Annotated in this window: 13 protein-coding genes; 7 read left to right on the top strand and 6 right to left on the bottom strand. The window is 66.4% G+C overall.

The annotated features are described in order from the left end of the window. The first annotated feature begins 129 nt into the window (after positions 1–129). The 5 genes from rpmF to SH584_RS05995 all read left to right on the top strand — a co-directional run bounded on the left by rpmF (position 130) and on the right by SH584_RS05995 (position 3,169). Positions 130–309: a 50S ribosomal protein L32 gene (rpmF, locus tag SH584_RS05975; RefSeq protein ID WP_322842093.1), complete on the top strand. Its 180-nt coding sequence runs from the start codon at positions 130–132 to the stop codon at positions 307–309. Between the two features lie 28 nt (positions 310–337). Then, positions 338–1,384: a phosphate acyltransferase PlsX gene (plsX, locus tag SH584_RS05980; protein ID WP_322842092.1), complete on the top strand. Its 1,047-nt coding sequence runs from the start codon at positions 338–340 to the stop codon at positions 1,382–1,384. Continuing rightward, entirely contained in the window at positions 1,381–2,340 is a 960-nt protein-coding gene (locus SH584_RS05985) for a beta-ketoacyl-ACP synthase III (protein WP_324809336.1), read from the top strand. Before plsX ends, SH584_RS05985 begins: the two co-directional genes overlap by 4 nt. A 102-nt stretch (positions 2,341–2,442) precedes the next feature. Next, positions 2,443–2,769: an integration host factor subunit alpha gene (locus tag SH584_RS05990; protein ID WP_322842090.1), complete on the top strand. Its 327-nt coding sequence runs from the start codon at positions 2,443–2,445 to the stop codon at positions 2,767–2,769. A gap of 10 nt (positions 2,770–2,779) precedes the next feature. Continuing rightward, entirely contained in the window at positions 2,780–3,169 is a 390-nt protein-coding gene (locus SH584_RS05995) for a MerR family transcriptional regulator (protein WP_322842089.1), read from the top strand. Here SH584_RS05995 and SH584_RS06000 read toward each other — a convergent pair. Then, complete coding sequence (locus SH584_RS06000; RefSeq protein WP_324809339.1) at positions 3,083–5,824, bottom strand: ATP-dependent DNA helicase; 2,742 nt, start codon at positions 5,822–5,824, stop codon at positions 3,083–3,085. The genes SH584_RS05995 and SH584_RS06000 overlap by 87 nt on opposite strands. Before the next feature lie 41 nt (positions 5,825–5,865). Between SH584_RS06000 and SH584_RS06005 the strand changes: the two genes are divergently transcribed. Then, positions 5,866–7,440 (top strand): lysine--tRNA ligase, encoded by a 1,575-nt coding sequence (locus SH584_RS06005; protein WP_324809341.1) that lies wholly within the window; start codon positions 5,866–5,868, stop codon positions 7,438–7,440. An 11-nt stretch (positions 7,441–7,451) separates the two neighbouring features. After that, a complete protein-coding gene (locus tag SH584_RS06010) occupies positions 7,452–8,666 on the top strand; it encodes a TCR/Tet family MFS transporter (RefSeq protein ID WP_324809343.1) in 1,215 nt (404 codons plus the stop codon). Here the strand turns inward: SH584_RS06010 and SH584_RS06015 are convergent. From SH584_RS06015 to SH584_RS06035, 5 genes are all read right to left on the bottom strand, one after another. Then, positions 8,653–9,279 (bottom strand): S41 family peptidase, encoded by a 627-nt coding sequence (locus SH584_RS06015; protein ID WP_324809345.1) that lies wholly within the window; start codon positions 9,277–9,279, stop codon positions 8,653–8,655. The two genes, SH584_RS06010 and SH584_RS06015, sit on opposite strands and share 14 nt — an antisense overlap. Continuing rightward, positions 9,249–9,761, bottom strand: a complete 513-nt coding sequence (locus SH584_RS06020; protein ID WP_324809347.1) for a S41 family peptidase — start codon at positions 9,759–9,761, stop codon at positions 9,249–9,251. Before SH584_RS06020 ends, SH584_RS06015 begins: the two co-directional genes overlap by 31 nt. Before the next feature lie 96 nt (positions 9,762–9,857). Continuing rightward, positions 9,858–11,705, bottom strand: a complete 1,848-nt coding sequence (locus tag SH584_RS06025) for a DUF885 domain-containing protein (protein ID WP_324809349.1) — start codon at positions 11,703–11,705, stop codon at positions 9,858–9,860. Between the two features lie 109 nt (positions 11,706–11,814). Next, positions 11,815–12,645, bottom strand: coding sequence for an RcnB family protein (locus SH584_RS06030; protein WP_324809351.1), 831 nt, complete (start codon positions 12,643–12,645; stop codon positions 11,815–11,817). Between the two features lie 28 nt (positions 12,646–12,673). After that, complete coding sequence (locus tag SH584_RS06035; protein WP_324809353.1) at positions 12,674–13,228, bottom strand: (2Fe-2S)-binding protein; 555 nt, start codon at positions 13,226–13,228, stop codon at positions 12,674–12,676. Positions 13,229–13,250 lie beyond the last annotated feature (22 nt).

The raw sequence follows: 13,250 nt of genomic DNA on the forward strand, positions 1-13,250 counted from the left end.
GCCCGCTCATTTCGCTATAGGGCGCCTTCGTTCGCGACAATCCGGCCGCCGCCTTGGGGTTCACCCCTCAGGAGCCATGGCGAGGAGCGTCGCCAATTTTTTTGGTACCCTAAGCGAGGAAGAGCCGAGATGGCCGTCCCTAAAAGAAAAACGTCGCCGTCGAAGCGCAACATGCGCCGCAGCCACCATGCGCTGTCGCCTGTGAACTTCCAGGAATGCTCGAACTGCGGCGAACTGAAGCTTCCGCACAATCTCTGTTCGGCCTGCGGCCACTACAACGGCCGCGAGATCGTTTCGACCGACGCCTAACCGGTCATCGCGAAAGGGTGACTGATCAGTGGCGTTAAGCCCGCGAATCGCGATCGACGCCATGGGTGGGGACATCGGGCCGACGGTCATCGTCGGCGGGATGGCCCGCGCCCGGCGCAAGGACCGCAGCTTAAGCTTCGACCTTTACGGTGACGAAGCGCTGATCGCACCCGAACTCGCCAAGCACCGTCCGCTGGCCGAGGCGGTGACGATCCACCACACCACCGATTCGATCGATTCGAGCGAGAAGCCCAGCCAGGCGATCCGCCGGGCCAAGACCACTTCGATGGGCTTGGCGATCAACGCGGTGAAAGAAGGGCGCGCCAACGCGGCCCTCTCGGCCGGAAACACCGGCGCGCTGATGGCGATGGCCAAGCTTGCGCTCCGCACCATGCCCGGCATCGACCGGCCCGCGCTCGCGGCGCTGCTGCCGACGATGAATCACGACCTCGTCATGCTCGACCTCGGCGCCAACACCGAGTGCGATGCCCAGAACCTGGTCCAGTTCGCGGTCATGGGCGCCGCCTATTCGCGCAGCGTGTTCGGCGTCGCCAAGCCGCGCGTGAAGCTGCTCAACATCGGCACCGAGGAACTCAAGGGCACCGGCGAGCTGAAAGAGGCCGCCGCGCTGTTGCGCGAGGCGAGCTATCTTCCGCTTCGTTTCGACGGCTTCACCGAAGGCGACAAATTGTCGCGCGGCGACGTCGACGTGGTCGTGACCGACGGCTTCTCGGGCAACATCGCGCTCAAGACCGCCGAAGGGACCGCGCGCTTCGTCACTGACCTGCTGCGCCGCGCCTTTACCTCGTCGCTGCGCTCGAAGGCCGGCTTCGCGCTGTCGAAGCCCGCGCTCAATCTGCTCAAGGTCCACCTCGACCCCAACAACCACAATGGCGCGGTCTTCCTCGGCCTCAACGGCCTGGTGGTGAAAAGCCATGGTGGCGCCAACGTGAAGGGCATCGCCAATGCGATCGCGGTCGCGGCGTCGCTGGTGAAGAACGACATCACACGCAAGATCGGCGAGGATCTCGACAACTTCCGCGCCCATGCCTTCAACGACGAGCCGGCTGAATGACCCTTCGATCCGTGGTGATGGGAACCGGGTCTGCGCTACCCGCGCGCCGTGTCGACAACGCCGAACTGGCCGAGCAAGTCGATACGTCCGACGAGTGGATCGTCGAGCGCACCGGAATCCGCACGCGCTACATCGCCGGTGAAGGCGAGACCACCGCGACGCTTGGGGCAGACGCCGCCCGCCGCGCGCTTGAGGCCGCTGGAATCGCCGCGACCGACATCGATCTGATCGTGCTGGCCACCGCCACACCCGACCAGACCTTTCCCGCCACCGCGACCAAGGTGCAGACGATGCTGGGCATCGGCGATTGCATCGCGTTCGACGTCGCCGCGGTCTGCTCGGGTTTCCTTTACGCGCTTTCGGTCGCAGATTCGATGATCCGCGGGGGAAGCGCCCGCCGCGCGCTCGTGATCGGTTCGGAAACTTTCAGCCGCATCCTCGACTGGGAAGATCGCACCACCTGTGTCCTGTTCGGCGACGGGGCCGGCGCGATCGTCCTTGAAGGCCAGGACGGCGAATCGGGCATCCTTTCGACCAAGCTCCACGCCGACGGCCGTCACAATCAATTGCTGTTCGTCGACGGCGGCCCCTCCACCACCGGCACCGTCGGCAAGCTGCGCATGAAGGGCCGCGAGGTCTTCCGTCACGCGGTCACGAACCTCGCCGCCGTGCTTAACGAAGTGCTTGGCGACGCCGGCCTCACGCCCGCCGATGTCGACTGGGTCGTCCCGCACCAGGCCAATGCGCGGATTCTCGACGCGACCGCCAAGAAACTTGGCTTGTCGCCCGACAAGGTGATCGTCACGGTCGACCGCCACGCCAACACCTCCGCCGCCTCGGTGCCGCTGGCGCTCGACGTCGCAGTGAAGGATGGGCGAATCAAGCGCGGCGACCTGTTGGTGCTGGAAGCGATGGGCGGTGGCTTTACGTGGGGCGCTGCCGCAATCCGATATTGAACTGACTGAAAAATCTGCCAAAAGTCGAATTGCCGACATGGCAACTTTGCGATAGCGTAACGATCGGCGCGAGTGTGCGCCAACAAGGGGGCGGAGAAATTTATGGCAGACGCGGGGATTGCCCGTTCGCATCCGGGACTGCAGTCGGGGACGCTGACGCGGGCCGACCTTTCGGACATCGTTCACAACCGCCTGGGCCTGTCGCGCGCCGAGAGCGCCGGCGTGGTCGAACGCATTCTCTATCACATGTGCCATTCGCTCAGCGAAGGCCAGAACGTGAAGATCTCCGGCTTCGGCACCTTCATCCTGCGCGACAAGGGCGAACGGATCGGGCGCAATCCGAAGACCGGCGTCGAAGTGCCGATCGCGCCGCGGCGGGTGATGACCTTCCGCGCCAGCCAGATCATGCGCGACCGAATCGCGAAGTAGGCGGACAGGCGTGGACAGCGGCGGCAAGGCGCCGGATGCGTTTCGCACCATCGGCGAACTGAGTGCGGAGCTTGGCGTCGCGCAGCACATCCTGCGCTATTGGGAAACCAAGTTTCCAGCGCTCAAGCCGCTGCAGCGCGCCGGCAATCGGCGTTATTATCGCCCCGCCGACGTCGCGCTCGCGCGGCGGATACATCGTCTGCTCAACGAGCAGGGATTCACCGTCAAGGGCGCCCAGAAGGCGCTGCAGGGCGATGACGAGCCTGTCCACGTGCCTGCTCCGGTGGCCGCGGCGCCGGTTGCTCCAGCACCGTCAGTCGCGGCGAAGGTCGCTCCCGGGATCGACCGCAACCGCCTGATCGCGATCCGCAACTCGCTCGCCGCCGCGCTCGCCGAATAGGCGCTGACGAACCCGCGCCAGCGCCGCGTCGAGCGGCAGGCGTGACACCGATACTTCGGGCGGAAACGCCGTCAGCAGTCGCGATGGCATCGCGCTCGACAAAATCACGAACAGGCCGCGATCGCCCTGTCGGCGGATCAGTCGGCCGAACCCTTGTGCCAGTCGCGCCCGAACCAGCCGGTCGTCATAGGCGCTGCCCCCGCCTGCCAGACGCCGCGCCGCATGAAGCACGGTCGGCCGCGGCCACGGCACCCGCTCCATCACCACCAGTCGCAGCGACTCACCCGGCACGTCGACCCCGTCGCGAAGCGCGTCAGTGCCGAGCAACGATGAGCGCGGGTCGTCGCGGAAGATGTCGACGAGCGTCCCGGTGTCGATCGGATCGACGTGCTGCGCCAATAGCGGCAGGCCCGCCCGCGCCAGCCGGTCGGCAATCCGCGCATGCACCCCGCGCAATCGCTGGATCGCAGTGAAGAGGCCCAATGTCCCGCCCCCCGCCGCCTGGATTAGCCGCGCATAAGCCCCCGCCAATGCGGCAAGGTCGCCGCGCGGCAGGTCGGTAACCACCAGCACTTCGGACTGCGCGCCATAATCGAACGGGCTCGCGGCTTCGAAATGCCCGGCCTTGCCCGCCAGATGCGCGGCGCCACTTCGCGCTTCGGCGCTTGGCCAGCCCTCGGCTCCGCGCAACGTCGCCGACGTAACCAGTACCCCATGCGCGGGCTCAAGCACCGCCTTCGCCAACGGCCGCGTCGGATCGAGCCAGTGACGATGAAGCCCCATGTCATATTCGCGCCCTTCGACCCGGTCGATCGCCAGCCAGTCGACGAAATCGGGGTCGGGCGACGATCCGATCCGCCCAAGCAGAGCGATCCACGCCGCGAGCGTTTCGCGCCTCCAGGTCAGCCCGCTGATCGCCCCCTCAACCCGTGCCCGCGCCGCCGAATCGAGCCAGTCGGGCGCATCCTCGAGGATCGCTTCCAACCGCCGCGAAAGCTCAGCGAGAGGCCGCGCCAGCGCGTCGAGCGCCTCCAGCGCGCCCGCCGCCGCCGCGATCAGCGCGCCGTCGGGTTCGGCCAACTCGGTTTCCAGCCCATAGCCCGCTTCCTGCGCCTTCGACCGCGCGTAGACCGTGCCGCGAACCTCGTGCAGCAGCTTTTCAACTGGCCCGAACGGATCGCCCTCCGACAAGCGCTGCAGCCAGCCATCGGACGGCAGTGCCCGCGCCGCCTCGACCGCCGCGTCGAGTGCCTCGTTGCCCTGGTCGTCGTACGAACAGACGTCGAGCAACCGCGCCGATAGCCCGCGCCGTCTGCCACGCGACTTTCCTTCGGGGCCGACGATCCAGCGACGAAGCTCGATCGCTTCCTGCCCGGTCAGCGCCGCGGAAAAGGTCGAATCGGCGGCATCGAACAGGTGATGGCCTTCGTCGAACAGGATCCGCGTCGGCGCGTCGGGCCGTCCGCGTGCCGCATTGACCATCACCAGCGCATGGTTGGCGATGACGATGTCGGCCTCGCGTCCCGCCCGCTCGGCGCGCTCGATGAAGCACTTCCGATAATGCGGGCAGCCGGCATAGACGCACTCGCCGCGACGGTCGGTCAGCGCGGTCGCTCCCGCCCGGCGGAACAGGCTGGGGAGCCAGCCGGGCAGGTCGCCTCCGACCATGTCGCCGTCCTTGCTGTACGCCGCCCACCGCCCGACCAGATGCGCCAGGATCGCCGCGCGCCCGAGAAACGCGCCCTGCATCGCGTCTTCCAAGTTGAGCAGGCAAAGGTAATTCTCTCGCCCTTTGCGGACGACGATCCGCTTCTTGCGCTCCGCGGCGTCGGGAAACAGCTTGTGCCCCTCGGCATCGAGCTGGCGCTGCAGCGCCTTGGTGTAGGTCGACACCCACACCGTCCCGCCGGCACGGTCCGCCCACAGCGACGCCGGCGCCAAATAGGCCAATGTCTTACCGATGCCCGTGCCCGCCTCGGCGAGCAGCATGTTCGGCTCGCCCGCCGCCCGGCGCGGCGAAAAGATCGAGGCGACTGATTCGGCCATCGCCGCCTGCCCCTCGCGCGGCTCGGCACCCTTACCCGTGAGCCGTCCTAGCGCGCTGCGCGCCTCGCCGACCGGGATCGACAGCGTCCGCGGCGGCGGGCGTTCGGCGCCTTCCTCCCACTGCGGCAGCCGCGTGAATAGCATCCGCTCACCGCGCTCGGGCTGGGCCAGCCGCGCACCGATCAGCGGCGCCCATGGCCAGCCCAGTCGCGCCAACGTGGCATTGGCGGTCCACGCCCCCTCGCGTTCGGGCCAGTGCGGATTGTCGAGCGTCGCCAGCAGTGCGTCGGCTATCGCGATCAGCGTGGGCGCAGCCTCTTCGTCGCGCGCGGGCGGCTCGACTCCGACCGCGCGCGCCATGCCGGCGACGGTCGGAACCGCGAACCGCGCGGGATGGATGAAGGCGAATAGTTCGAGCAGGTCGAGACCCGATACCTCGGGCGTGCCCAGCCGCTGCCCGACCAGCGGCGCGTTAAGCAGGATATGCGGCGTCTCCGCCAGCCGGCCGATCGCCTGCCCGCGCGGCACCTCGCGCACCGCGCCACGCTCGGCAATCCAGATGCCGGCATGGGTTGCATGGAGGGACGGAAGAGGCAAAGGAACGGCCACGACGCCCCCGTCATGGAGGGGCCGGAACGAAAGGGCAACAGTTGAGCGCCGCTGATCTTCGCACTGCCGCCATCGCAGCCAAGGCCTGGCCGTATGAGGAAGCGCGAAAGCTGCTCAAGCGCTGGCCTGACGGAAAGCCGAACGGTGAGGCGATCATCTTCGAAACCGGCTATGGCCCCTCGGGCCTGCCGCACATCGGCACCTTCAACGAAGTGCTGCGCACGACGATGGTGCGCCACGCTTATTCCGAGCTGACCGGCGGCGCGCCGACGCGCCTGATCGCGTTCAGCGACGACATGGACGGGCTTCGCAAGGTCCCGGACAATATCCCGAATGGCGAGATGCTGACCGCGAACCTCGGCAAGCCGCTAACGCAGATTCCCGACCCGTTCGGCGAATATGAAAGCTTCGCGCATCACAACAACGCGATGCTTCGTCGCTTCCTCGACCGGTTCGGCTTCGACTATGAGTTCGTCTCCTCGACCGACACCTATCGTTCGGGTCGCTTCGACGACGCGCTTCGCCAGGTTCTGCGCCATTGGGACGACATCCTCGGCGTGATGCTGCCGACGCTGCGCGAAGAACGCCGCTTGACCTACTCGCCGGTCCTGCCGATCTCGCCCACTTCGGGCCGGGTGCTGCAGGTGCCCGTCACCGTGGTCGATGCCGACGCCGGCACGATCGCCTTCACCGACGAAGACGGCGCCCGCATCGAGCAATCGGCGCTCGGCGGCCTGTCGAAGCTTCAGTGGAAGGTCGATTGGGCGATGCGCTGGGTGGCGCTGGGCGTGGATTATGAAATGGCGGGCAAGGACCTGATCGATTCGACCATCCAGTCGGGCAAGATCGCGCGCGTCCTCGGCGGCCGCCCGCCCGAAGGCTTCAATTACGAGATGTTCCTCGACGAAAAGGGCGAGAAGATTTCGAAGTCGAAGGGCAACGGCCTTAGCCTCGAGCAGTGGCTGACCTATGGAAGCGAGGAGAGCCTCGCCTTCTTCGCCTACCGCGAGCCGAAGAAGGCCAAGAGCCTGCACATCGGCGTCATCCCCCGCGCGGTCGACGACTATTACCAGTCGCGCGAGAAATATGCGGACCAGCCGATCGAGCAGAAGCTGGGCAACCCGGTGCATCACATCCACGGCGGCAAGGTCCCGACCGAGGGGTTGCCAGTCTCGTTCGGTCTGCTCCTGAATGTCGCTGGCGTTCTAGGTGCCAACGCAAACGAAGATCGCATCTGGCAAATGTTGGCGCGCTATGCCGACGCGACAGCCATTGCGTTTCCCGAGCTCGAGAAGCTGATACCTTTGGCGTTGGCCTTCAATCGCGATTTCGTCGCCCCGACGCTCAAGCGCCGCGCGCCGACCGAAATCGAAGCGGCCGCGCTTCGCGACCTCGACGGCGAACTGGCGAAACTTGATCCCGACACGCCGGGAGACGAGATACAGAACATCGTGTTCGAAGTTGGCAAGCGGCACGAGTTCGAAAGCCTGCGCCACTGGTTCCAGGCACTCTACGAAGTGCTGCTCGGGTCCGCGCAGGGCCCGCGCATGGGCAGCTTCATCGCGCTTTACGGCATTGACAACAGCCGCCGCCTCATCGCCGAAGCGCTCGCCTAGAGTCTTCGGCCGTGGCGCGGAGTTTCAAGCCGGCGCTGGCCTTCATCTTCGTCACCGCAGTGCTCGACATCATGGCGATGGGGATCGTCATCCCGGTCCTGCCCGCGCTGATTGAGGAATTTTCTGGATCGAACGCCAGCGCGGGCCTGTGGAACGGCGCGCTGGTCGCGGCATGGGCGGCGATGCAGTTCATCTTCTCGCCGATTATCGGCTCGCTGAGCGACCATTATGGCCGCCGTCCGACGATCCTGCTGTCGACTGCGGGTCTTGCCGCCGACTGGGTGCTGATGGCGCTGGCGCCGAATCTTTGGTGGCTCGCGCTCGGCCGGATTCTCGGCGGGATCACCTCGTCCAGCTTCACCACCGTCTTCGCCTACATGGCCGACATTACGCCGCCCGAAGAGCGGTCGCGCGCCTACGGCCTGATCGGCGCCGCCTTCAGTGCGGGCTTCGTCGCAGGGCCGCTGGTCGGGGGCGTGCTCGGCGAATGGGGACCGCGCGTGCCGTTCTGGGCGGCCGCGGCGCTGTCGGGGCTCGCCTTCCTCTACGGCCTGTTCGTGCTTCCCGAATCGCTCGCGCCCGAGAAGCGCATGGCGTTCAGCTGGCGCCGCGCCAATCCGTTCGGCGCGCTCCGCCTGCTCCGCTCGCACCCCGAACTGTCGGGCTTGGCCGTGGTCAATTTCCTGCTCTACTTCGCCCATCACGTCTTCTCGGCGGTGTTTGTGCTCTATGCCGCGGCGCGGTACGGCTGGGGCGCGCTCGAGGTCGGGCTGCTCCTCGCGATGGTCGGCGTGCTCGACATGCTCGTGCAGGGTCTGGTCGTCGGGCGCGTCGTCAAGAAGCTTGGCGACCGCCGGACGATGGTCATCGGCCTGATCGGCGGCGCGGTCGGGATCGCCTGCATGGGCCTGGCCCCGACGCCACTCGCCTTCATCGCCGCGATGTTCCCCAACGCCATCTGGGGGCTGGCGATGCCGACGCTGCAATCGCTGATGACCCAGCGGGTGAGCGAAAGCGAGCAAGGCCAATTGCAGGGTGCGAATAACAGCGTTGCCAGCATTGCCGGCGTGATGTCGCCGCTGTTTTTCGGCTGGGTGTACACGCTGTCGGCGACGACCATGCCGGGCTTGAGCTTCCTGATCGCGGCCGGCGTCCTCCTCGCCGGCGCGCTGATCGGTGCATGGGTCGCGCGACAGGCTTCGAAGGTCGCTGCTAGCGCGCCCTGAGCTTGTCGCGGTGCACGGGTTCGGCGGGCTTTTCGGTCGCGTCGATGCGACGCGCTTCGGTCGCCGAGAGCCCGGCCTTTTCCAGCGCGACGACCAGCGCCGTTTCGGGCGGCACCGCGATGTCAGGCGCGACGCCGACACCTTCCCAATCCTTGCCCGTCTTCACGTCGAACGTCCTTCCGACCGGCATGAAGGCGGTGAAATTTTCGCCGATGGGCGTTGGCCCGCCGAAGTGATTGGCGCCCGCTGTCGCCTCGCCGATCAGCGTGCCGCGCCCGGTCGACTTGAACGCCAGTGCGAAATGCTCGCCCGCCGACCCGGTCACGTTCGAGGTGAGGAGATAGATTGTTGCATCGCGCAGCGGCGTCGCCTTCCCAGGTCGTGCGACGTGAGTCGCGCGGACATGGTCGGCGTCCTTCGCGAACTCGAGAGTCGCCGCTTCCCCGAATGGCGATCCGTGCCGGTCGAAGATCGATCGCGGCATTTCCAGGGTCACCAGCGGAGTCCGCGCGGCGAACAGATAAGGGAAGATCTCGTCCATCTCGCCCAGCCGCCCGCCATGATGACTGCGAAGGTCGAAGATCATCGTCTTCGCGTCGCTATGCTTCGCCATGAACGAACGGGTGGCGCGACTTCCTCGTCGGTCGATATGAAGGCGGTAAAGCGGATGTAGGCGACGCCGGGCGCAAGCCATTTCGCCGATTGGATCAGCGGTGGTCCTCTCCACTCGCCCTCGCCACCATCGCGCCGCCGCGGAGGCTCAGCGACGGAGACGCCGAGGTGGCCGTCTTTCTGCACCGCCATCAGGTCGGCGGTCATCCGCGTGGCCAGGTCGCCCCGGCTGCCCGCGTCATACTTGCCCGCCGCCGCATTGGCGCGAAGCATGGCCGCATAACGTCCGCCCTGCTCGGGGTAGACGAAGTTCTGGGTCAGCTCGTCGGCAAGCTTCGTCGCAACTGCGCGTCCCTCGCCCGACTGCAACGGCGCATCTTTGAGCGATGCCGCGTCGTCCACGGCGACGGCGGGCTTGGCAGTCGGAACCGGTTGCCCCGCGGACATCGCCGCGGCGATCGCGAAAATGGTGACAGAGATCATGGTCGTTCCTTGGCTGGCATGGTCTGTAGCGTGTTACACCAATAACACACGTCGAGCCATGCCGCCGGTCGAACGACCACCGCCGTTAATCGACGGTCAGGACGCTTTCTGCGCGGCGATCCAGCGGTCGATCTTTTGCTCCAAGATCGCGAGCGGAAGCGATCCGGTCATCAGCACTTCGGCGTGAAAAGCCTTGATGTCGAACTTCGGCCCCAGTTCCGCCTCGGCCTTGCGGCGCAGGCGCTGGATGGTCATCGCCCCGGTCTTGTAGGCGACCGCCTGGCTCGGGATGGCGATGTAGCGCTCGACCTCCGCGGTGGCGTCGGTCCGGCCCATGCTGCTGTTGGCCAGCATGTAGGCGATCGCCTGGTCGCGGGTCCAACCTTTCGAATGAAGCCCGGTGTCGACCACCAGCCGCATCGCGCGCAGCATCTCGTCGTCGAGCGTGCCTTGCCGCTGAATGGGATCGTTGAACACGCCCATGTCGTAGCCCAGCGTCTCGGCATAGAGCGCCCAGCCTTCGACATAGGCGGTGTTCCCGCCAAAGCGCATGAACGCCGGCAGCGCCTCATTCTCCTGCGCCAGGCTGATCTGGAAGTGATGCCCCGGCGAACCTTCGTGCAGGTAGAGCGTCGTCGCGCCGACGATCGTCCGCGACGGCAGATCGTAGGCGTTGAAATAGAAAATGCCGGGCCGCGAGCCGTCGGGCGTGCCCTGCTCATAGCTTCCGCCCGCCTGGAATTTCTCGCGGAATTCCTCGTAGGGGCGGATTTCCAGCTTGGCCTTCGGGATGGTCGAGAAATAGGTGGGAAGCTTGGCGTCGATGGTTTTCCCGACGTCGTAATAGACCTGCGTCAACGCGGCGCGCGTCGGCTTCTTGAACTTTGGATCGGTCCGCAGATAGTCGAAGAACTTGGGCAGATCGCCCCTGAAGCCGACCTCGGTGCGGACCTTTTCCATCTCCGCCCGGATCCGCGCGACTTCGCTCAGGCCCGTCTGGTGGATTTCGTCAGGCGTCAGCGGCAGCGTCGTCGTCTGTTCGATCAGGTGGCCGTAAAGCTGCTGGCCGCTCTTCATGTACATCAGGCCGACGCCTTCGCGCGCTTTGGGCAGATAGCTTGCCGACAGATAGTCGCGCAGCCGCTTCATCGCCGGGTAAAGGTCGTTGGTGATTGCGGCGCGATAGGCGGTGGTCAGGCGCGCCTTGTCGGCGGCGCTGAACGTCGCGGGCAGGTTGACGATCGGCGCGTGGAAGGGCGAATCCTCGACCTTCTGCTTCAGCTGCGTATCGAACTGCTCGATCATGTTGCGCGTGGTCAGCTTGGTCTCGAATACGCCGCTCGCTTCGCCCTCGCGAAAGCGCGCCAGCGCGGCATCGAGGAAGCGGACATAGCCTTCGTGCCGCTTGAGCGCATTGTCATAGTCGGCAACGGTCTTGAACGGCGCGCCGCCGCTGCCGCTCGAAAAGCTGGGGTAGAACGTCTGGAAGCCCGAGAAATGGTTAATCGGGCGAACCTCGGTCAGCGCCAGGATCGCGGGGTCGTAATTCTTCAGAGTATCCTTGGTCGTGAATTCGAACACGTCATAGGCAAGCTGGTCGGTCGGATTGAGGCTGGCGCGATCGACGGTGCGCAGCGCGGCGAGGTCGGCCTCGCCCGCCGCCTTCTCGGCCGCGTAATAGTCGTCGCTGATGTAGTCGCCGAACTGGTCGGCGTAGCGCATGTCCCCGCGGAACAGTGCCGACAGCGGGTTGCGCTTCAGCTGCGCCTCGTCGCTTTCCTTGAAGATGCGGAACAGGCGGTCGTGCGCGGACTCAGCTGGCGCGGCGGTCTCGGCAACGGGGATCGGCGGCGCGTCCACGACCGGCGCGGGCGTGGTACCGGTCGTGCATCCCGCCAGCGCGATCGCGGCGGTCGAAAGGGCCAGAAGAAGCTTGGTCGTCATCGCGGTCACACCCCTGTTTCAGGCGCGCTCGCGCCCCATCCATTGCACGCCGCAAAAGGGGCGCCGCGGCCATGCCGCAACGCCCCTTCGACCAATGACCGCCGTTCGTCTACCAGAAGAAGCTGTGCACCACGTCGACGACCTGTCCGGTGTAGATATTCACCAGCAACGCATCGTCATAGTAACGCACCCAGCGATAGGGTCCGTAGGCCGGCGGCAGGCGATACTGCCACGGATCGTTCAGCCAATAATTCGACCCATAATAGCTCGATCCGAGACTGAAGCCGATCGACAGGCGGCGATAGCCCCAGCCGTATGGATCGTAATAGCGGCCGACCCGGAACAGCGAGCGGTTCTGGTCGCGATAGCGCTGCCACGAATAGCGGCGATCCTGGCGCCAGTCGCCGCGCCAATTGTCGGTGCCACGCCACGTCCGCACGCCATCGCGGTCGCGACGGTCGTTGTCGTTCCAGCGCTGCCCGTCGCGGCGGTCGTTGCCCGACCAGCGGCGATCGCCGTCGCGCGATCCGTCGTTGGTGCGGTCGTCACCCGACCAGCGTCGGTCGCGATCACGGTCGCGCGATCCGTCGCGGCTACGGTCGTTGCGCCGCTCGATCTCATTCTGCTGCATCGATTGCAGGGTCGCATCGCGGACGCGCCCCACGACCCCGCCGATCGGACGAACCTGTCGGCGGGTCTGCTCGACGTCGCCCCGGCGTTGTTCCCGCGCACCGCGGGCGACGAGTTCGCGGCGCTCTTCGCGCTGCGGTTCGGCGGCGCGTTCCTGCCGCGGTTCGGGTGCCGGGCGATCGCGCGCCGGGCGCGCCGCACGGTCGCCGCGTTCGCGAATCCGCTCGGCGCGAGTCTCTGCGTCCTGCGCAACCGCCGCTGCCGGCACCAGCGCCGACGCCACCATCAATCCCATTAGAAACTTACGCATCTCGAACCTCCGGCACGAAGATCCGGCATCAATTGCCGTCGGATGCAGATTGTGCCTCCGCCGATGAGCCGACGCTTAACGACGGTGAAGCGTTTCGTTCAGTATTGGGCGCCGGCCGGGGCGGAGCCGCGAGCGCCGCGCTGGCCGCAGCCGCGCGCGCGATCGCCTTCATGATCCTTGGCGTCGCGCCGCAGCGACAGATGTTCGGCAAGGTAGCCAGTTGCTCGGGCGACGGATTGGGCGTCGCGCGCATCAGCGCCGCCAGCGCCATGATGAAGCCCGGGTCGCAGCGACCGCACTGGCTGACCTGCTCGGCCGCCCACGCCTGTTGGAGCGGATGCGCGCGGTCGGCCGATAGTCCTTCGATTGTCGTCACGTCGGCGCCTTCGGCTGCGGCGATGCTCAACTGGCACGACAGCATCGCGCGCCCATCGACGATCACCGTGCAGGTCCCACAATCGCCGCTGTAGCAGCCATGCTTGGTCCCGGTCAGGTTCGAGGCGTCGCGAAGCGCGAACAGCAATGGCGTCTCAGGATCGAGCCGGTAGCGAATGGCCTCGCCGTTGACGGTCATGCTGGTCATGGCGAGAGCCTAGTCGGCGGCG

This window comes from Sphingomonas sp. LY29, from assembly GCF_035593985.1.
Taxonomy (GTDB): domain Bacteria; phylum Pseudomonadota; class Alphaproteobacteria; order Sphingomonadales; family Sphingomonadaceae; genus Sphingomicrobium.

What these genes read in the sequence shown, in the direction of transcription:
- SH584_RS06025 (WP_324809349.1), bottom strand. Translation starts at nt 11,705, where the DNA reads ATGACGACCAAGCTTCTTCTGGCCCTTTCGACCGCCGCGATCGCGCTG.
- SH584_RS06020 (WP_324809347.1), bottom strand. Translation starts at nt 9,761, where the DNA reads ATGATCTCTGTCACCATTTTCGCGATCGCCGCGGCGATGTCCGCGGGG.
- SH584_RS06015 (WP_324809345.1), bottom strand. Translation starts at nt 9,279, where the DNA reads ATGGCGAAGCATAGCGACGCGAAGACGATGATCTTCGACCTTCGCAGT.
- SH584_RS06035 (WP_324809353.1), bottom strand. Translation starts at nt 13,228, where the DNA reads ATGACCAGCATGACCGTCAACGGCGAGGCCATTCGCTACCGGCTCGAT.
- rpmF (WP_322842093.1), top strand. Translation starts at nt 130, where the DNA reads ATGGCCGTCCCTAAAAGAAAAACGTCGCCGTCGAAGCGCAACATGCGC.
- SH584_RS05985 (WP_324809336.1), top strand. Translation starts at nt 1,381, where the DNA reads ATGACCCTTCGATCCGTGGTGATGGGAACCGGGTCTGCGCTACCCGCG.
- SH584_RS05990 (WP_322842090.1), top strand. Translation starts at nt 2,443, where the DNA reads ATGGCAGACGCGGGGATTGCCCGTTCGCATCCGGGACTGCAGTCGGGG.
- SH584_RS06030 (WP_324809351.1), bottom strand. Translation starts at nt 12,645, where the DNA reads ATGCGTAAGTTTCTAATGGGATTGATGGTGGCGTCGGCGCTGGTGCCG.